Source organism: Sulfitobacter mediterraneus, from assembly GCF_016801775.1.
Classification (GTDB): Bacteria; Pseudomonadota; Alphaproteobacteria; order Rhodobacterales; family Rhodobacteraceae; genus Sulfitobacter; species Sulfitobacter mediterraneus_A.
This window is the reverse complement of the sequence record NZ_CP069004.1, coordinates 2,042,373-2,059,483: the sequence shown is the minus strand read 5'-3', so window position 1 is coordinate 2,059,483 and position 17,111 is coordinate 2,042,373. Positions and strand designations below refer to the sequence as shown.

Sequence of the window (17,111 nt, the reverse complement as noted above, 5' to 3'; positions counted from 1 at the left end):
CCGCCTCATGCATATGTCAGACACCCGCCAGATCGCTGTCCCTCCGGCCGAGGTTTATGCCGCGTTGCTTGACCCTGAGGTGCTCAAGCAATGCGTGCCCGGCGCACAAGAGGTAACTGGTACTGTAGAAGACGGGTTCCAGGCGACCGTTGTGCAGAAAGTTGGCCCCGTAAAGGCGACCTTTAAAGGCGAAGTGACCATTTCGGACATGGTGCCGGGCGAGGCGATGAAAATCGATGGATCGGGCAAAGGGGGCGCGGCAGGGTTTGCCAAGGGCGGCGCCGATGTGCGGTTTGCGGCCAAGGATGGCGGCACAGAGCTGAGCTATGATGTGGACGCCAAGGTGGGCGGCAAGCTGGCGCAGCTTGGCAGCCGGATCATCGACGGCTTTGCCAAGAAGATGGCCGATCAGTTTTTTGACAATCTGCAGACCGCATTGGAGGGGCCGGCAGAAGAGACCGACGCGCCAGATGCGGAAGAGGGCGGCAAAAAAGGCTGGTTCGGGCTGAAGAAAAACTAAACAGGTCTGTTCACTTTAATTTATCCGGTCTAGGTTCCCCGCCACAACAAGCGGAGAAGAGCATGACGGACATTGTCCAGATCAAGGATTTGCGTAAATCCTACAAGGGTGGCTTTCAGGCCTTGAAGGGCATCGACCTTGCCATTCGCAGGGGGGAGATTCTGGCGCTGCTCGGCCCGAATGGTGCGGGTAAAACAACCCTGATTTCAACGATTTGCGGGATCACAACCGCAACATCCGGGTCTGTCACAGTTGCCGGGCATGACATTGTCACCGATTACCGCGCCGCGCGGTCGATCATTGGTCTGGTGCCACAAGAGATCAATCTGGAACCCTTTGAGCGGGTGATCAATACCGTGCGATTCTCACGTGGTTTGTTTGGCAAGCCAAGCGACGATGCCGCCATCGAAAAAGTGCTTCGCCAACTGTCGCTCTGGGACAAGAAAGACAACCAGGTGCGGGAATTGTCCGGCGGGATGAAACGCCGGGTGCTGATCGCCAAGGCCTTGGCCCATGATCCGCGCGTGCTGTTTCTGGACGAACCCACAGCCGGGGTCGATGTCGAGTTGCGCAAAGACATGTGGGACATCGTGGCCAAGCTCAAGGCAGACGGCGTGACCATCATCCTGACCACCCATTACATCGAAGAGGCCGAAGCCATTGCCGACCGTGTGGGCGTGATTGCAAATGGTGAATTGATGCTGGTGGAGGAGAAAGACACGCTGATGGCGCGGATGGGACAGAAACAGCTTGATGTGCTGTTGACCGATCCGATTTCGGAGATACCAAAGGCGTTGCAATCAGATGCGCTTGAGCTGTCAGAGGATGGCACAACCTTGATCTACACCTACGACACCAGATCCGAACGCACGGGCATCACCAAACTGCTGGCCGATGTCGCGGCGGCGGGTCTTGTTCTGCGCGATGTACAAACCCGGCAATCCAGCCTTGAAGATATCTTTGTGGGTCTGGTCAAGGAGGATGCGGCATGAACTGGACTGCGATCAAATCCATTTACGTCTTTGAGATGTATCGCTTTTTCCGCACAATCGCGCAAAGCTTCCTCGCGCCGGTGATCTCTACCTCGCTGTATTTTGTCGTGTTTGGCGGGGCCATCGGCAGCCGCATTCAAGAGGTGGACGGGATCACCTATGCAGCCTTTATCGTGCCGGGTCTGATCATGCTGACAGTGATCACACAGTCTATTTCAAACGCCTCTTTCGGGATATACTTCCCCAAGTTCCTGGGTACGTTTTCCGAAATTCTGTCCGCCCCGATCAGCTTTATCGAGATTGTTCTTGGCTATGTTGGCGCGGCCGCGACCAAGGCGCTGATCATTGGCACGATCATCCTTGTCACCGCGTTCTTCTTTGTGGATTTCACCATCCAGAACCCATTGGCGATGATCGCGTTTCTGGTGCTGACCAGTGTGAGCTTTTCGCTGTTTGGTTTTATCCTCGGTGTCTGGGCAGGTAACTTTGAACAGTTGCAGATTGTGCCATTGCTGGTGATCACGCCGTTGATCTTTCTGGGTGGATCCTTCTATTCGATCTCGATGCTGCCGCCGGTTTGGCAATCGGTCTCGATGTTCAATCCGGTGGTTTACCTGATCTCGGGATTCCGCTGGTCGTTTTACGGCAGTGCGGACGTTCCCATCCTGACTTCTCTGCTGGCGATCGGGTTTTTCACCGGGGTTTGTTTGACCGTGATTTGGTGGATATTCCGCACCGGTTGGCGCATCCGGCAATAAACCTTTTGCCAGCCGCCTTGTTTGCGGCGGCTGGCCGCTCTACATGAGGTGACATGAAACGATGGCTGCCTTTCCTTAAATCTGATCCGACTGTTGCCGTGATCCGCCTCTCTGGCGTGATTGGCACACAGGGCCGTGGTGCATTGAACGATGCAACACTTGGGCCTGTCATTGAAAAAGCTTTTGCCAAGGGCAAGCCTGCCGCAGTTGCGCTTGAGCTGAATTCGCCAGGCGGCAGTCCAGTCCAATCGTCACTGATCGGCGCGCGCATCCGGCGGCTGGCGGCGGAAAAAGACATTCCCGTCATCGCTTTCGTCGAAGATGTCGCGGCCTCTGGCGGATATTGGCTGGCGGCGGCGGCTGATGAGATTTACGCCGATGCCAGTTCCGTTGTCGGCTCCATCGGGGTGATCTCTGCCTCGTTCGGTGTGCATGAGTTTATCAAGGAACACGGGGTTGAGCGGCGCGTTTATACCGCTGGCAAATCCAAATCCATGCTGGACCCTTTCCGCCCTGAAAACCCCGAAGATGTCGCGCGGCTGAAAACGCTGCTTGAGGACATTCACACCAATTTCATTGACCACATCAAAGACCGCCGCGGCGATAAGCTGCCTGAGGATCTTGACCTGTTCACCGGTGAGATCTGGCTGGCGCGGCGGGCACAGGAATTGGGTTTGATTGATGGCATCGGTCATCTGCTCCCCGTTCTGAAAGACCGCTTTGGTGACAAGGTAAAGCTGCGCCGCTATGGCGTTCGGCGCGGTTTGATGTCACGGTTCGGCATGCAGATGGTGCAGGACGCCGTTCACGGCATTGAGGAACGCGCCGCATTTGCGCGGTTTGGACTGTAATTCATGGTTTTCAAAATCGTCCTTCTCTTTCTCGTCTTCATGGGCGTGCTGGCGTGGTTTGGCAAAATGCACTGGATTGGTGGCAAGCGGTTCTCGCAGACCAAATGCCGGTCTTGCGGGCGTTATCGCATCGGCAAAGGCGCCTGTAGCTGCGGAGGGAAAAGCTGATGGTGATGCCATGGCTGCTGTCCGGTTTGGGTCTGCTGATCCTTCTGCTTGCAGGCGATGCGCTTGTTAAAGGCGCGGTGAACCTGTCACTGCGTTTGGGCGTCCCCGCCTTGATCGTCAGCTTGACGATTGTGGCCTTTGGCACCTCTGCGCCCGAATTGCTGATCTCCATCAAGGCCGTTCTGGATAATGCCCCCGGTATCGCGCTGGGCAATGTGGTGGGATCGAACACTGCTAATATCCTGCTGGTCCTGGGTATTCCTGCGCTTTTGGCGACGATGCACACGTCCGAATGCCGGACACGTAAGACCTACAATTTTATGATCGCCGCTTCGATCCTGTTTATCGCATTGGCGTTTCGCGGGGTTTTTGACTGGTTGGCCGGTTTGGTGCTGCTTGGGGGGCTGGCCTATGTGCTGGTCGATGCGTTCCGCGATGCCAAGGCGCACCGCAATGCCTGCAAGGGAGAGCCGGACGAGGAAGAAGAGCCTGAAGGCGCAGATCCGGATATGCCGGGCTGGCAAATTGCGGTTTTTCTGGTGCTTGGCCTGATTGGCCTGCCGGTCGGAGCCGGGCTGTTGGTGGACAATGCCACCGTGATTGCGCAGGCCTACGGCGTGAGCGATACGGTCATTGGCCTCACGCTGGTTGCCATCGGTACATCCCTGCCGGAGCTTGCCACAACTGTGATGGCGGCCCTGCGCCGTCAGGCAGATGTGGCGCTGGGCAACGTCATCGGATCGAACATGTTCAACCTGCTGGCCATTATCGGGATTGCCTCGCTGGTCGGGCCGATCTCGGTTGATCCTGAGTTCCTGCGATTTGATCTCTGGGTGATGCTGGGCGCGTCGTTGCTGTTGATCCCCTTTGTCTATCTGAAAATGGATATCACCCGGATCTGGGGAATTATTCTAAGCGCCCTATATGCCCTCTACCTGATTGTTGTATTGATCTGAGGAGGCCGCCATGAAAGGCGCATTGGTAACAGGGGCGGGGCATCGTTTGGGCCGCGCTATGGCGCTGGAACTTGCCGGGCAAGGCTTTGATGTCGCCGTGCATTTTTCCAGTTCTGCCGATGGTGCCAATGAAACCGTTCGCATGATCGAGGCAGCAGGCGGGCGGGCCGTGGCGCTGCAGGCCGATTTGCTGGAGGAGGAGCAGACGCAATCGCTGTTTCCACAGGCGCTTGAGGCTCTGGGGGGACCCATCACTTGCCTGATCAACAATGCCTCGATCTTTGAGTATGACACCGTGCAATCTGCCACGCGCGAGAGCTGGAACCGACATCTGGACAGCAACCTGCGGGCACCTTTTGTCCTGACACAGGCCATGGTTGCGCAGGGGCTCGCCCCGAAAACAGATGAGAATGGAGAGCCGCAGGCAACCGGCCTGATCGTCAATATGGTGGATCAACGGGTGCGCAAGCTGACCCCTGAATTCATGACCTATACGCTGGCCAAGATGGGCCTCTGGGCGATGACTCAGACCACGGCGCAGGCGCTTGCCCCTGCGATCCGGGTCAATGCCATCGGGCCGGGACCAACCTTGCAAGGCAGCCGCCAAAGCGACGCGCATTTCGCGGCGCAGCGGCGCAATACGGTTTTGCAGCGCGGCGCGGATGCCCAGGGAATCACGTCGGCGCTGAGCTACTTCTTGAACGCGCCTGCGGTCACCGGTCAGCTGCTTTGTGTGGATGGCGGGCAGCATCTGGGCTGGAAAACGCCGGATGTTCTTGGGGTCGAGTGACCGCAGCGGCGGCAAAGTTCTGCACCGGACACGCAAAGATTGCAGTTTTGTTGCGAAAATCAAGCGATTTCAATAATTTGGACGAGTGGTCAAAAAAATAATCAATAAAAACAGTGCTTTATTATAGTGCCTATTTTTTAGGCAAATCAACGAACCCTGCCGAAAACAAAGAGAAAACCACGTTGATCAGAAGTTATCATCAGACTTATCCACAAGTTCCGTGGGTATGTTCACACTTGTTAACTGTGGCTCCGTGTTGCAGCAAAGGCTAAGAATCAGGCGGAACCAATGAACAGCGAATCGGACATTCCAAAAACTGGAAATGAGGTCATTCAGGGGTATCTGAAGACCATCGACGCATCGCCCGGCGTTTACCGCATGCTCGATAGCGAAAGCCGTGTTCTTTATGTTGGCAAAGCCCGAAATCTGCGGGCGCGGGTCAGCAGTTATGCCCGGCCCACTGGCCATTCGGGGCGCATTTCGCGGATGATCGCCAATACCGCCTCGATGATGTTTCTGACCACCAAGACAGAAACCGAAGCGCTGCTGCTTGAGCAGAACCTGATCAAACAGCTTAAACCGAAATTCAACGTGCTGTTGCGCGATGACAAAAGCTTCCCCAATATTCTGGTAACAGCGGATCACGACTATCCGCAGATCAAAAAGCATCGCGGTGCGAAAAAGGAGAAGGGCAGTTATTATGGTCCCTTTGCCAGCGCCGGCGCGGTCAATCGTACCCTGAACCAGTTGCAGCGGGTATTCTTGCTGCGCGATTGTTCCAACGCGATGTTTGAAAGCCGGACACGCCCCTGCCTGCAACATCAGATCAAGCGGTGTTCGGCCCCGTGCGTGGGTAAGATCAGCCCAGAGGAATACCGCCAGACGGTGCGGGATGCAGAAAGGTTTCTGTCCGGCAAGACCACCGATATTCAGGCGCGGCTGGCTTCAGAGATGTCCGCGGCCTCCGAGGCAATGGAGTTTGAACGGGCGGCCGCGCTCCGGGACCGGATCAAAGCGTTGACGCAGGTGCAGACTGCGCAGGGCATCAACCCCAAAGGTGTGTCTGAGGCTGATATCATTGCGCTGCATATGGACAGCGGACAGGCCTGTGTTCAGGTGTTTTTCATTCGCGCCAATCAAAACTGGGGCAACCGTGATTATTATCCGCGCGTTGGCGCTGATGTCGATGCAGCTGAGGTGTTGGAAGCATTCATTGGTCAGTTTTACGACACCCGCGAGCCACCGCGCCAATTGATCCTCAGCAACGAAATTGAGAATCCCGATCTCATGGCGGATGCCCTTACAGGTAAGCTTGGCCGCAAGGTTGAGTTGCTCGTTCCCAAACGCGGGGAAAAGGCAGAGCTGGTCGATGGTGCATTGCGCAACGCGCGAGAATCGCTGGCCCGCAAGATGGCGGAGACAGCGACGCAAACGAAACTCTTGCAAGGATTGATGGATGCCTTTGATCTGCCCGAGCCGCCACAGCGGATTGAGGTCTATGATAACTCGCACATCCAAGGGACCAATGCGGTCGGCGGCATGATCGTGGCGGGGCCGGACGGCTTCATGAAAAACCAATACCGCAAATTCAACATTCGCGGTGATGAACTGACCCCCGGTGATGATTTTGGCATGATGAAAGAGGTTCTGACCCGCCGGTTCAAGCGGCTGATCAAGGAAGATCCCGATCGCAGTCAGGGCATGTGGCCGGATCTGCTTTTGATTGATGGCGGGGCAGGTCAGGTTAGTGCGGTTGCCTCCATCATGCGCGAATACGGGGTTGAGGATATTCCGATGGTGGGCGTGGCCAAAGGTGTAGACCGCGATGCTGGCAAGGAAGAATTCCACCGTGTCGGCAAACGCCCGATGGCCCTGCGCCATAATGATCCGGTGTTGTACTTTGTGCAGCGGATGCGGGATGAAGCGCACCGTTTCGCTATTGGCACGCACCGCGCCAAACGGGCCAAGGCCGTTGGCGCGACACCGCTTGATGATGTGCCCGGCGTGGGTGCGGCCCGCAAACGGGCGCTGCTTGCGCATTTTGGCTCTGCCAAGGCGGTTGGCCGCGCAGCGTTAAGCGATCTCAAGGCCGTTGATGGTGTTTCTGACGCTTTGGCCGAAACGATTTACGCCTATTTCCATGAACGCGGGTAGCGGCGCGGGGCCATTGGCTGCCTTTGCGGCAATCTTGATGCTTTTACGTCCCGAAAGGTCACTGTAGGGTGCCGACATGAAGTGGAATCTGCCCAATATCCTGACTGTCTTGCGTCTGGTCGCTGCGCCCGGCGTCGCGGTGATGTTTTTGTATTTCACCCGGCCCTATGCGGATTGGTTCGCGCTGATCCTGTTCCTGTCTGCGGCGATCACAGATTGGTTTGACGGCTATCTGGCGCGGGCGTGGAAACAGGAAACCAAACTGGGCGCAATGCTTGACCCGATCGCGGACAAAGCGATGGTGGTCATCGCGCTGATGGTGATCATTGCATTCTCAAGCTGGTCGCCCTGGCTGATCCTGCCCTCCACCGTGATCTTGTTTAGGGAGGTGTTTGTCTCGGGCCTGCGCGAATTCCTTGGCGATGTGGCGGGGACGCTGAAGGTCACGCAGTTGGCCAAATGGAAGACGACCTTTCAGATGACCGCGATCACCGTGCTCTTTGCCCAAGGGGTGTTTGAGCATTACCTCGGCATGTCCGTATTTGGCATGGATGAAGCCATGATAGATGCGGTGCTGAACGGTGAAGAAGAGGATGTACTCGGCCTGCGCTGGAAGCTGGAAGGTATGGAGTGGGCCGGATGGCTTGGTCTTTGGCTGCTGTGGATCGCTGCGGCGCTGACGGCGATCACTGGATTTGACTATCTGCGCAAGGCGCTGCCGCATCTTCGGGAGGGGCAATAATGGACGTTTTGTATTTCGCATGGGTCCGCGAACGCATTGGCCTGCCGCGCGAAAAGATCGAAACCGAGGCCCGGACGGTTGCGGATCTCGTCGCCGAACTGCGGGCTCGTGAAGACCGATATGATCTGGCGTTCTCTGATCTGACCGCGCTGCGCGTTGCGGTCGATCAGACCTTGGCAGATTTTGACGCCCCGCTGGATGGTGTGCGCGAAGTGGCCTTTTTCCCGCCGATGACAGGCGGCTGACGGATGCGTATCTCGGTTCAGGAAGCGCCGTTTGATCTGGGCAAGGAAAGCACGGACTTTGCGCAGGGCCGCTCCGATATGGGCGCGATTGTGACCTTTACCGGTGTTGTGCGTGACCTGCCGGATGATCCGCTCAAGGTCATGGAAATCGAACATTACCCCGGAATGACCGAAAGCGCCCTGCGCGAGATGGCCCAGACGGCTGTTGAACGGTTTTCGCTGGGGGATGTTCTGGTGATCCACCGCTACGGGCCGCTGTACCCCGGTGAAATGATCATGATGGTTGCAACCGCCGCGCGGCATCGCAAGGATGCATTTGAGGCGGCGGAGTTCTTGATGGATTACCTCAAATCGCGCGCCCCGTTCTGGAAGCGTGAAGTCACCGCGCAGGGGGCTGATTGGGTTGCGTCAAAGGATGAAGACGAGGACGCACTTGGTCGTTGGTAAGGCGCAAGTACCTGAAATATATATGGTAAATCTCTGTTGATGTGGATCAAGGTGATGCGGCCTTTCTTGCGGCATACTTATGACAACAGATCAAAAGGGAGATGAGATATGTTTAGCAATATCGTAGTCGGTTTTGACGGGTCCGAGCCGTCGAAAAATGCATTGAAAGTGGCCTGCGACCTCGCACAGAAATACGGCTCAGCAGTGCATCTGTCGCATACGCCGGTACATGAAACGGTTGCTTTCGCACTGGGTGCTGTAGCGGGCTATCATGTGGCGACGACCATGCCCAAACCCGAAGAGATCAAAGAAGCCTCTGACAAAGTGTTCGCGCAGGCGCAAGCCGTTGCTGACGCGGCGGGTGGTCCCAAGCTGACGCCACATGTGGGCGGCGGTGATCCGGCCCATGATATGCTGGATTGCGCCAATGCGGTTGGCGCAGACCTGATTGTGACTGGGCGCCGCGGCTTGGGCAATTTGACCGCTCTGATGATGGGCAGCACATCGGCCCATGTGGCACATCATGCGAAATGTGCCTGTTTGACGGTCGCTTGACCCCGCCAACCGTTAGTCTTGCAGTTGCCAAATAGAAAACAACCAAAAGTTGTTGATTTTTGCGATCATGCACGGCACATGTGCGGCCATGACATTAAGAAACACTCAAATTTCCTATCGGGATGCGCCGGAAATCCCGGCGTTTTCTGATGAGGGGCCAGTCTGTGTCATGGACGCAAACTGTGCCCTTTGCGCACGTGGTGCTATGTGGATTGCGCACAATGATCATCAAGGCGCATTTCGCATTATCCCTCTGCAATCGGATCTGGGCGCTGCATTGATGCGGCATTATGGCCTCGACCCGGAAGATTCAAATTCTTGGCTTTTTCTGGAAGACGGGCGCGCCTATTCCTCGTTGGAAGCGCTGGCGCGTGTTGGACGGCGACTCGGTGGTATTTGGCGCAGCTTAAGCGTTGTTCTGATTCTGCCCCGTCCAGTGCGGAACCTCCTTTACCGATTTGTAGCGCGCAACCGGTATCGCTGGTTCGGAACGGCGAACCTGTGTTTTGTTCCTGACCCGGAAGTGCAGAAAAGACTGATCAAGTGAAACTGCCCTGATCGGATGGCTGTGGTGCGCGTCAGCGGTGCTGCGCTCAGGCGCCCTTCTGGCGATCAATATAGGCGCGCATTTCTTCTGCTTCGTGCCGGGCATCGCGCAATCCGTCCATTGCGGCCCGCAATTCGGCCTCTGTCTGTGACAGTTGGTTGGTCAGTTCTGCCTCACGTTGCTGCAGATACGTGATCGCCTGATCGCGGGTCTCTTCGGCTTCGTGCAGTTCCTGGCTCATCCGGTCTAGCTGTTCGACATCACCGGCGGCCACGCGGGTGAAGCGGTGCAAAAGCCAATTGGCAAACCAGCCCAGACAAAACGCAACAAAAAGAATAATCGCGGTGGCGAGGACAAATTCAGTTCTGCTCATCGGATGTGCCTTCTGCGTCGGATGCTTCCGGTGTATCGCCCGATTCCGCGACACTTTCCAGCGTTGTTTCTTCGGGAATGGCGACGGTATCGGGGCGGATCAGCTTGAATTCAATGCGCCGGTTCTCTTCACGGCCCGCCTCCGTCTTGTTGTCGGCGATGGGAGTGGCCTCACCATAGCCCTTGGCGGTGAAAGAGCCGGTCAAAACACGGCGCGCGCGCAATTCGTTCAGGACCGATTCCGCCCGGCTTTGGCTCAGGGCGAGGTTCATGCTTTCGCGGCCCTGGCTGTCCGTGTGTCCTTGGATTTCCAATGGCAGATCGCCGCAGCGTTTCAGAATTTCTGCGATATCATCCATCGTGCCAAGGGCGGAGGCGTCAATGGTCGCGCTGCCAGGCTCAAAGTTGATCTTGCCAACCTTCAGCACTTCGCCAATCTCGGCCTCGCACTCATCCGGAGTGGGCAGGCCCAGCACCGGGTCCAGTTTTTCCTGATAGGTCACGTCAATCTTGTAATCCGCCCCTTCGCCAAGTTTGTCCGACAAGAGCGAGGCAATCTCGGTGCTTGCATCCGGGTTGCCGGTATTGCCCGTCACCGAAAGGCTATCCGGCGTGACCGTCACTGCGCCGTTGTTAAGCGCGGCAAGCGCCTCAAGGCCGGTCAAGACGCGCGGCGTCCAATCGCCAGGCAGGTTTTCGGCGATCCGGGCGGCTGTGTAAACTTTGTCAGAGCCGAACCGCGCCTTGGCATAGCTGTCGGCCAGTTCACGCAGGGTTTGATCGCTGACCCGGCCGCGCAGTTGTACTTGGCCCTCAGGGCTGAGAGTCGCGGTGAATTCGGGCGGGCCGGCATTGGGGTCTTCCAATTTGGGCAGCTTGGCCCGCAAGGCAAATACCTCTGGCAGGCTGGTTTCAAGCTCTCCGACCACGCGGTCGAATTGGGCCTGATCGGAGCCGGGCAAGGCAACAAGTGTGATGTCAGCGTCGGCAAATGTGACTGAGCCGCCCTCAAGCCGCTGCACGGCGTCGATGGCCTGCGTAACGGCCTTGGCCCAATTGGGGCTCGGCACGCCAAGGCCAACGGTGCAACGGGCGGTGCCGCTGACACCAGCGCGGGTGCCTGCCGCCAGAATGCGGATCCGGGCCTCTTCGGTGTCGGCAGAACAGGCATCAAAACGGGCGCCGTTTTCGTCAATGCCAAAGCGCAGGGCAAAAGGCGTGATCACCGGGCGCGGCGCGGCGATGTCCAAGACCAGGGTCAAACTTGGCGGCGCGGCACGGCGCAGCTTGGCCTCGATTGCGGCTTTGGCCTCCGGGCTGTCGGAGATGGCGGTGATCGACACATGGCCTGCCTCTACTGACGCCTTGGCGCGGGGCAATTGGGCAATGGCGTTGATCGCAAAGGCCAATGCCTCTTCCCAACCGGGCGGGGCAGGGTAATCAGCCGCCTCAAGCAGATCGGTGACTTCGGCGTCCCCGGCCACTTTTGTAAACCGCTTGACCGTGGCGGCGCGGTCCGTGCTTGTGGGCACCAGGCCGATGATGGAAATACCGCTGTCGTTGCGCAGGACTTCGGCAGAAAAGCGCGGAGGCGCGATGGCGGCTTGCGCTTCGACCTCCATCTCGTCGATGACGCGTGCTGCATCGACTATAGATCCCGCGGTGGTCAGCGCGTGAAAGCGGATCGCCTCTGTTGGGGCAATACCCGAAAGCGTGACTTGCAGCCCGTCCGCCTGCACTTCAGCCCAGGTCATTGAATTGGCATCCAGCGCATCGCGCACGCCAATTTCGGAGGATTCCTCGATCAGTTTTACGGAAAAGTTGGCGGCAACCAGCGAAACAACCGCCGCGGCGGTAAACGTCAGGCTGATGATCAAAAGAGCGGACAGGCGCATGCGTCAACTTCTGTACAGTTCAAGGTCAGCCTTTGATACGCCCGCAGGCGCGGGGGTGCAATCACGCCAGCAGGCTTGCGGCAAAAAACACAAGCGGGATCATGCCGGTATCGCGGTTGACGCGAAAAAGCTGCAGCATTTTTGCGGGATCATGGATGTCGAGCCCGCGCAATTGCCACGCCATATGCCATCCCATCGCCCAAGGTCCGGCAAGGGCAATAACCATCGCCAGAACGGAGGCATTGGGCAAAGCGGCAAAAACCACGGCCAGTCCCATCAGGCCGACAGTGGCCATCAAGAACCTGCGCAACCATTGTGACGTGTTCTCGCCAAACAGGCGGGCGGTGGATTTGACGCCGATCAGCGCGTCATCTTCGGTGTCCTGGTGGGCATAGATCGTATCGTAGAACAGCGTCCAGGCGATGCCAGCGGCATAAAGCAACAGGGCAGGTGATCCGAGGCTTCCGGTGTGGGCGGTCCAGACCAGCAATGCGCCCCAGTTGAAGGCAATACCCAGAAACACCTGCGGCCACCATGTAAAGCGCTTGGCAAAGGGGTAGACCACCACAGGGATCAGGGACAAAACGCCAAGCGAGATGGCCGCGTGGTTGAAGGTAAAGAGGATCATTGCGGCCAGAATGATCTGCGCAAACATCCAGACCAATGCTTGCCGCGCAGTGACACGCCCCGACGGAATGGGCCGCGACCGCGTGCGGGCAACCTGCGCGTCAAATTTCCGGTCGGTGATGTCATTCCACGTGCAGCCCGCGCCACGCATCAGCCAAGCGCCCAGTCCGCAGCCGACAAAGATCCACAGATCCTCCCAGCGGGGGGATTGATCAAACAGGATCGCCAGGGTCAGCCCCCACCAGCACGGCAACAACAAGAGCCATGTGCCGATGGGCCGATCTGCGCGGCTGAGCTGCAGATAGGGGCGGGCCGCGGAGGGCGCATATTTGTCCACCCAGTTATCCGCGGCGGCGTCTGCCACAGTTTGATCGTCCGGTGCATCTGGCGAAGGCGGGTGGTCTTGCATATATCTTGGCCCATGAGTGCAAAAATCAGACTTTATGTAGATCACCCACTGGGGCCGGGGCAATCGGTTCCTTTGGACAAAGCGCAGGCGCATTACCTTTTTGGGGTGATGCGGCTTGCTGTTGGGGCGCAGGTCTTGTTGTTCAATGGCCGTGACGGCGAATGGCGGGCGGATGTGATGGAGGCGGGCAAGCGGGGCGGCGTGATGGCCTGTGACGCGCAGACGCGGGATTTGCAGATGCCGCCCGATTTGTGGCTGATGTTTGCCCCGATCAAAAAGGCCCGCACCGATTTCATCGTGGAAAAGGCCGCCGAAATGGGCGCGGCGCGGATCTTGCCGGTGATGACGGAATTCACCAATGCCGGACGGGTGCAGCGCGACCGGCTGCAAGCCCATGCGGTTGAGGCTGCAGAGCAATGTGGCGGCACATTTGTGCCAGAGGTTGCCGAGGCTGTGAAGTTTGACAGGTTGCTGGACGGCTGGGGCCCCGAGCGACGGATCATGTTTTGTGATGAGGCGCTGGCAACCACTGGCGGCGCGGTTGGGCTGGCGGAAGGTGATACAGGTCCATGGGCGATCCTGATCGGCCCCGAAGGCGGGTTTTCAGAACGGGAACGTGGACGTCTACAACGGCTAGAGGCGGCCCATGCGGTGCGGCTTGGCCCGCGGATCTTGCGTGCGGATACCGCGGCGGTGGCGGCGATGACGCTTTGGCAGCAGTCGATGGGGGATTGGATGTGAGAGCGCAGCATTCTTTACAGGCGCTGGGAGTTTCACACCCCCAGACCCCCGCGAAGGTTTTTTAGCCAAATGAAGATGGGCGGTTTGCGATGAGTTTTTTCAGACCAGAAGCGCGGGCACAACTTTGGCGGTGGCGCGAAGTGATCGCGGCGGCTGGGATTTTCCTGATCGGTATCTGGATGGTGGCAGGGCCGGGGCTGTTGCTGGCGATACCCGGCTATGCATTGATCCTTGGCGGTGTTGCATTGGCTTGGCTGGGCATTCAACGCGGGCGGTTTCGCGGCGCAGATGGCGGCGCGGGCGCGGTGCAGGTGGACGAAGGGCAGGTGAGCTATTTTGGCCCATTGACTGGCGGCACCGTGGCTCTGCGCGAGATGGACAGCCTGACCCTTGATGGGGCGATGTTTCCGGCCCATTGGCGACTGACCCAGCGGGGCCAGCCAGCCTTGCTGATCCCGGTGAATGCAGCGGGAGCCGAGGCGCTTTTTGATGCATTTGCGACGCTGCCGGGGCTGCGGACCGAACGGATGCTGAGCATGCTCAACGCAAATTCCCATCAAGCGGTTGTGATCTGGCGGCGCGGTCCGCCGGGGCAAAACCCACAGCTGCTGCATTGACACCCCTCGCAATTCCCCGCATCCCTGCGGAAGCACAGAGCCAATATCGGAGCCTTCAATATGTCCATTCCTCAATCCGGCGGTGGCCCGATCGAACATCGCGACCAGCTTGCACAATATCTGGCGGATGGGTGTAAACCCAAAGAAGATTGGCGGATCGGCACTGAGCACGAGAAGTTTGGCTATTGCAAAGACACGCTTTTGCCACTGCCATATGAGGGAGAGCGGTCCATTCGCGTGATGCTCGAAGGGCTGCGAGACAGGCACAATTGGGCACCCGTCGAAGAGGGTGGCAAGTTGATCGGGCTTGAGAAAGACGGCGCCAATATCTCGCTTGAGCCGGGCGGCCAGTTGGAATTGTCCGGTGCGCCGGTCGAGACCATTCACGAAACTTGTGACGAGGTGAACACTCATTTGCGGCAGGTCAAGGATGTGGCCGATGAGATCGGCGTTGGCTGGATTGGTCTGGGCGCGGCCCCGGTATGGACCCATGAACAGATGGATCTGATGCCCAAGGGCCGCTACAAGTTGATGAACGACTATATGACCAAGGTTGGCACCATGGGCCGGGTGATGATGCGCCGGACCTGTACGGTGCAGGTCAACCTTGATTTCGGGTCCGAGGCCGACATGGTCAAAAAGATGCGCGTGGCGCTGGCCTTGCAGCCGGTGGCGACCGCCCTGTTTGCCAATTCACCCTTCTTTGAGGGCAAGCCCAATGGCCACAAATCCTGGCGCAGCCGGGTTTGGCGGGATCTGGACGCCGCCCGCACGGGCATGTTGCCATTTGTGTTTGAAGATGGCTTCGGCTTTGAACGCTGGGTGGATTACGCGCTCGATGTGCCGATGTATTTCGTCTATCGCGATGGTCAGTATATCGACGCGCTTGGCATGTCTTTCCGCGATTTCATGGAAGGCAAATTGCCTGCCTTGCCGGGCGAAACACCAACGCTCAGCGATTGGGCCGATCATCTGACAACCGCCTTTCCGGAAGCGCGGATGAAGAAATTTATCGAGATGCGCGGGGCCGATGGTGGCCCTTGGCGGCGGCTTTGCGCATTGCCGGCATTCTGGGTTGGTTTGATGTATGATCAAAACGCGCTGGATGCGGCGTGGGATCTGGTCAAGGGGTGGACGCCGGAACAGCGCGATGCCCTGCGCATTGCCGCTTCGGTGGATGGTTTGCAAGCCGAAGTGGAAGGCATCAAAATGCATAACATCGCCCATGAGGCGGTGATGCTGTCGGATATGGGGCTGCGCGCGCGCCGCCGTACCGGTGCAGGTGGTCTGGTTCCGGATGAGACCCATTTTCTCAATGCGTTGAAGGAAAGCATCGAAAGCGGCAAGGTGCCTGCGGATGAGTTGCTGGCCGATTACAACGGCAAATGGGGTGGCGATCTGGACCGGATTTATGCCGAGTACAGCTACTAGTCGTTTGATCGCAGGGAGTGATGGGGCGTGAAACCCTGTCTTTGCCTGCCTCGGGTTGTGCTTGCGATAGCGGACACAACTGTCCTAGCCTGAAGGCATAACTGCTTTAGGGAGAGTGAAATGCGTGATTTTTTCATCAAGTCATTGGAAGTTGTCATCAACGTGATTGTGGTCATTGCGGCCATCGGAATAATTGTTGCGGCGGGCATTGCTTTTGTCAGTGGTGATGCTGCGGCGGCGCAATATGGAGTTGGGGGTGTTGCCGCTGGACTCATGATCCTGATCGGCGGCGGAATCTACCTGACGATTATGGCGGGGTTCATGTATCTGGGCATTGGTATTTACCAAAACACCAAACGCACCGCAGAACTGCTTGAGCAACGGGCGACGTAACTGGCGGAAATGGCGCAGATTTAGCCAACCCGCGTTGTGAGAACCTTGATTGCGATTGCGCCAAAGGCCAGTGCAAAGAACCCTTCAAACCCGCGTTTGGCGCGGGTGTATGCGGCGGTCATTGGCGCGGAGGAAAAGATCAGCGCATAGAGGTGGAACATCAGCAGGCTTTGCACGCCGACCGCTGCGATCACGATGATCAAGGCGCTGGGCGTAGTGCCGGGCGGGATACCGATGGCGTAAAGCGCCCCAAAGAACAATACCGCTTTGGGATTGGTCAGGTGCAGGGCCAGCCCCTTGGCATAGGCACGGCGCGGGGTGGTCTTGGGCAGCGGTCTGGTTGTGATCTTGTTGCCCATCCAGGCGGCGCGGGCGGATTTCACCGCCAGCCACATCAGGTAGGCCGCGCCGACATAGCGCACGACCTCAAACACCCAGACATTGGCGGACATCACCGCACCAAGGCCAAAGGCCGCGGCGATGGACCACATGAACGATCCGGTGGTCACGCCCGAGGCCAACGCCAGTCCGGACTGGCGTCCCGATGACATGGATGTACCTGCAATGGCCAAAGTGGCCGGGCCGGGGCTGCCTGCGGCAATGAAGGCGGCAAAGAGGATCACGGGAAGGTTTACGTCGGTCATGTCGGATCTTTCAGGTCAGGGCGGTAGCCGCGCAAGAACGAGATGACCTTTTCAGCGGGCATTTCGCAAGGGTAAAGCCGGGGACCATCCTTGAGTGTGTAGAAGTTCAAGCTGATATAGTCCGGTCCGCCCAATTCCTGCGCCACCAGCTTTTGTGATTTTCCGGTCGCGAACTTGCTGCGGGTGACCAGATAGCGGCGCCCTCCGTAACGTCCGGTATTCGCGCCCATGGGAATGGCGTCGAGGCAGGCCGCGAC

Annotated in this window: 21 protein-coding genes; 16 read left to right on the top strand and 5 right to left on the bottom strand. The window is 58.1% G+C overall.

Annotation, left to right across the window (positions count from 1 at the left end):
• Window positions 1-7 precede the first annotated feature (7 nt).
• The 12 genes from JNX03_RS10085 (at window position 8) to JNX03_RS10030 (ending at window position 9,725) form a co-directional block, all read left to right on the top strand.
• On the top strand, window positions 8-520 hold the full coding sequence (locus JNX03_RS10085) for a CoxG family protein (RefSeq protein WP_203208945.1): 513 nt from the start codon (window positions 8-10) through the stop codon (window positions 518-520).
• Between the two features lie 62 nt (window positions 521-582).
• Entirely contained in the window at window positions 583-1,512 is a 930-nt protein-coding gene (locus tag JNX03_RS10080) for an ABC transporter ATP-binding protein (RefSeq protein ID WP_203208944.1), read from the top strand.
• Entirely contained in the window at window positions 1,509-2,270 is a 762-nt protein-coding gene (locus JNX03_RS10075) for an ABC transporter permease (RefSeq protein WP_203208943.1), read from the top strand. Before JNX03_RS10080 ends, JNX03_RS10075 begins: the two co-directional genes overlap by 4 nt.
• 53 nt (window positions 2,271-2,323) lie before the next feature.
• The gene (locus JNX03_RS10070; protein ID WP_203208942.1) at window positions 2,324-3,121 is read left to right on the top strand and encodes a S49 family peptidase; all 798 of its coding nucleotides are present in this window, start codon (window positions 2,324-2,326) and stop codon (window positions 3,119-3,121) included.
• Between the two features lie 167 nt (window positions 3,122-3,288).
• On the top strand, window positions 3,289-4,245 hold the full coding sequence (locus JNX03_RS10065) for a calcium/sodium antiporter (RefSeq protein ID WP_231024250.1): 957 nt from the start codon (window positions 3,289-3,291) through the stop codon (window positions 4,243-4,245).
• A 10-nt stretch (window positions 4,246-4,255) separates the two neighbouring features.
• The gene (locus JNX03_RS10060; RefSeq protein WP_203208941.1) at window positions 4,256-5,035 is read left to right on the top strand and encodes an SDR family oxidoreductase; all 780 of its coding nucleotides are present in this window, start codon (window positions 4,256-4,258) and stop codon (window positions 5,033-5,035) included.
• A 288-nt stretch (window positions 5,036-5,323) separates the two neighbouring features.
• A complete protein-coding gene (gene uvrC / locus JNX03_RS10055; protein ID WP_203208940.1) occupies window positions 5,324-7,189 on the top strand; it encodes an excinuclease ABC subunit UvrC in 1,866 nt (621 codons plus the stop codon).
• A 76-nt stretch (window positions 7,190-7,265) separates the two neighbouring features.
• Entirely contained in the window at window positions 7,266-7,931 is a 666-nt protein-coding gene (pgsA, locus tag JNX03_RS10050; protein WP_203208939.1) for a CDP-diacylglycerol--glycerol-3-phosphate 3-phosphatidyltransferase, read from the top strand.
• On the top strand, window positions 7,931-8,176 hold the full coding sequence (gene moaD / locus JNX03_RS10045) for a molybdopterin converting factor subunit 1 (protein WP_203208938.1): 246 nt from the start codon (window positions 7,931-7,933) through the stop codon (window positions 8,174-8,176). Before pgsA ends, moaD begins: the two co-directional genes overlap by 1 nt.
• A gap of 3 nt (window positions 8,177-8,179) precedes the next feature.
• On the top strand, window positions 8,180-8,623 hold the full coding sequence (locus JNX03_RS10040) for a molybdenum cofactor biosynthesis protein MoaE (protein ID WP_203208937.1): 444 nt from the start codon (window positions 8,180-8,182) through the stop codon (window positions 8,621-8,623).
• Between the two features lie 108 nt (window positions 8,624-8,731).
• Window positions 8,732-9,178: a universal stress protein gene (locus tag JNX03_RS10035; RefSeq protein ID WP_203208936.1), complete on the top strand. Its 447-nt coding sequence runs from the start codon at window positions 8,732-8,734 to the stop codon at window positions 9,176-9,178.
• A gap of 49 nt (window positions 9,179-9,227) precedes the next feature.
• Window positions 9,228-9,725, top strand: a complete 498-nt coding sequence (locus tag JNX03_RS10030; protein WP_231024252.1) for a thiol-disulfide oxidoreductase DCC family protein — start codon at window positions 9,228-9,230, stop codon at window positions 9,723-9,725.
• Between the two features lie 46 nt (window positions 9,726-9,771).
• On the opposite strand, the gene JNX03_RS10025 is transcribed toward JNX03_RS10030, so the two are convergent.
• The 3 genes from JNX03_RS10025 to ubiA form a co-directional block, all read right to left on the bottom strand.
• Window positions 9,772-10,098 (bottom strand): hypothetical protein, encoded by a 327-nt coding sequence (locus JNX03_RS10025; protein ID WP_025047970.1) that lies wholly within the window; start codon window positions 10,096-10,098, stop codon window positions 9,772-9,774.
• Window positions 10,085-11,992: an OmpA family protein gene (locus tag JNX03_RS10020; RefSeq protein WP_203208935.1), complete on the bottom strand. Its 1,908-nt coding sequence runs from the start codon at window positions 11,990-11,992 to the stop codon at window positions 10,085-10,087. The genes JNX03_RS10025 and JNX03_RS10020 overlap by 14 nt, the downstream gene beginning before the upstream one ends.
• A 61-nt stretch (window positions 11,993-12,053) precedes the next feature.
• Window positions 12,054-13,028, bottom strand: coding sequence for a 4-hydroxybenzoate octaprenyltransferase (ubiA, locus tag JNX03_RS10015; RefSeq protein ID WP_203208934.1), 975 nt, complete (start codon window positions 13,026-13,028; stop codon window positions 12,054-12,056).
• A 12-nt stretch (window positions 13,029-13,040) separates the two neighbouring features.
• On the opposite strand from ubiA, the gene JNX03_RS10010 reads away from it, so the two are divergent.
• The 4 genes from JNX03_RS10010 (at window position 13,041) to JNX03_RS09995 (ending at window position 16,210) form a co-directional block, all read left to right on the top strand.
• The gene (locus tag JNX03_RS10010) at window positions 13,041-13,769 is read left to right on the top strand and encodes a 16S rRNA (uracil(1498)-N(3))-methyltransferase (RefSeq protein WP_203208933.1); all 729 of its coding nucleotides are present in this window, start codon (window positions 13,041-13,043) and stop codon (window positions 13,767-13,769) included.
• A gap of 89 nt (window positions 13,770-13,858) precedes the next feature.
• A complete protein-coding gene (locus JNX03_RS10005; RefSeq protein ID WP_203208932.1) occupies window positions 13,859-14,386 on the top strand; it encodes a hypothetical protein in 528 nt (175 codons plus the stop codon).
• A gap of 60 nt (window positions 14,387-14,446) precedes the next feature.
• The gene (locus tag JNX03_RS10000; protein ID WP_203208931.1) at window positions 14,447-15,817 is read left to right on the top strand and encodes a glutamate--cysteine ligase; all 1,371 of its coding nucleotides are present in this window, start codon (window positions 14,447-14,449) and stop codon (window positions 15,815-15,817) included.
• A gap of 120 nt (window positions 15,818-15,937) precedes the next feature.
• Window positions 15,938-16,210, top strand: a complete 273-nt coding sequence (locus JNX03_RS09995; RefSeq protein ID WP_203208930.1) for a hypothetical protein — start codon at window positions 15,938-15,940, stop codon at window positions 16,208-16,210.
• Between the two features lie 20 nt (window positions 16,211-16,230).
• Here the strand turns inward: JNX03_RS09995 and JNX03_RS09990 are convergent, their stop codons facing one another.
• Together JNX03_RS09990 and JNX03_RS09985 are read right to left on the bottom strand one after the other, a co-directional pair.
• A complete protein-coding gene (locus JNX03_RS09990) occupies window positions 16,231-16,854 on the bottom strand; it encodes a LysE family translocator (RefSeq protein ID WP_203208929.1) in 624 nt (207 codons plus the stop codon).
• Window positions 16,851-17,084: a hypothetical protein gene (locus JNX03_RS09985; protein ID WP_203212209.1), complete on the bottom strand. Its 234-nt coding sequence runs from the start codon at window positions 17,082-17,084 to the stop codon at window positions 16,851-16,853. Before JNX03_RS09985 ends, JNX03_RS09990 begins: the two co-directional genes overlap by 4 nt.
• Window positions 17,085-17,111: the final 27 nt, after the last annotated feature.

Bases quoted from the DNA above. Each gene is read 5' to 3' on its own strand.
- JNX03_RS10010 (WP_203208933.1), top strand. From the start codon at position 13,041: ATGAGTGCAAAAATCAGACTTTATGTAGATCACCCACTGGGGCCGGGG.
- ubiA (WP_203208934.1), bottom strand. From the start codon at position 13,028: ATGCAAGACCACCCGCCTTCGCCAGATGCACCGGACGATCAAACTGTG.
- JNX03_RS09990 (WP_203208929.1), bottom strand. From the start codon at position 16,854: ATGACCGACGTAAACCTTCCCGTGATCCTCTTTGCCGCCTTCATTGCC.
- JNX03_RS10000 (WP_203208931.1), top strand. From the start codon at position 14,447: ATGTCCATTCCTCAATCCGGCGGTGGCCCGATCGAACATCGCGACCAG.
- JNX03_RS10020 (WP_203208935.1), bottom strand. From the start codon at position 11,992: ATGCGCCTGTCCGCTCTTTTGATCATCAGCCTGACGTTTACCGCCGCG.
- JNX03_RS10005 (WP_203208932.1), top strand. From the start codon at position 13,859: ATGAGTTTTTTCAGACCAGAAGCGCGGGCACAACTTTGGCGGTGGCGC.
- JNX03_RS10085 (WP_203208945.1), top strand. From the start codon at position 8: ATGCATATGTCAGACACCCGCCAGATCGCTGTCCCTCCGGCCGAGGTT.
- JNX03_RS10080 (WP_203208944.1), top strand. From the start codon at position 583: ATGACGGACATTGTCCAGATCAAGGATTTGCGTAAATCCTACAAGGGT.
- JNX03_RS10065 (WP_231024250.1), top strand. From the start codon at position 3,289: ATGGTGATGCCATGGCTGCTGTCCGGTTTGGGTCTGCTGATCCTTCTG.
- JNX03_RS10070 (WP_203208942.1), top strand. From the start codon at position 2,324: ATGAAACGATGGCTGCCTTTCCTTAAATCTGATCCGACTGTTGCCGTG.
- moaD (WP_203208938.1), top strand. From the start codon at position 7,931: ATGGACGTTTTGTATTTCGCATGGGTCCGCGAACGCATTGGCCTGCCG.
- JNX03_RS10075 (WP_203208943.1), top strand. From the start codon at position 1,509: ATGAACTGGACTGCGATCAAATCCATTTACGTCTTTGAGATGTATCGC.
- JNX03_RS10040 (WP_203208937.1), top strand. From the start codon at position 8,180: ATGCGTATCTCGGTTCAGGAAGCGCCGTTTGATCTGGGCAAGGAAAGC.
- JNX03_RS10035 (WP_203208936.1), top strand. From the start codon at position 8,732: ATGTTTAGCAATATCGTAGTCGGTTTTGACGGGTCCGAGCCGTCGAAA.
- JNX03_RS09985 (WP_203212209.1), bottom strand. From the start codon at position 17,084: ATGGGCGCGAATACCGGACGTTACGGAGGGCGCCGCTATCTGGTCACC.
- JNX03_RS10025 (WP_025047970.1), bottom strand. From the start codon at position 10,098: ATGAGCAGAACTGAATTTGTCCTCGCCACCGCGATTATTCTTTTTGTT.
- pgsA (WP_203208939.1), top strand. From the start codon at position 7,266: ATGAAGTGGAATCTGCCCAATATCCTGACTGTCTTGCGTCTGGTCGCT.
- JNX03_RS10060 (WP_203208941.1), top strand. From the start codon at position 4,256: ATGAAAGGCGCATTGGTAACAGGGGCGGGGCATCGTTTGGGCCGCGCT.
- JNX03_RS09995 (WP_203208930.1), top strand. From the start codon at position 15,938: ATGCGTGATTTTTTCATCAAGTCATTGGAAGTTGTCATCAACGTGATT.
- uvrC (WP_203208940.1), top strand. From the start codon at position 5,324: ATGAACAGCGAATCGGACATTCCAAAAACTGGAAATGAGGTCATTCAG.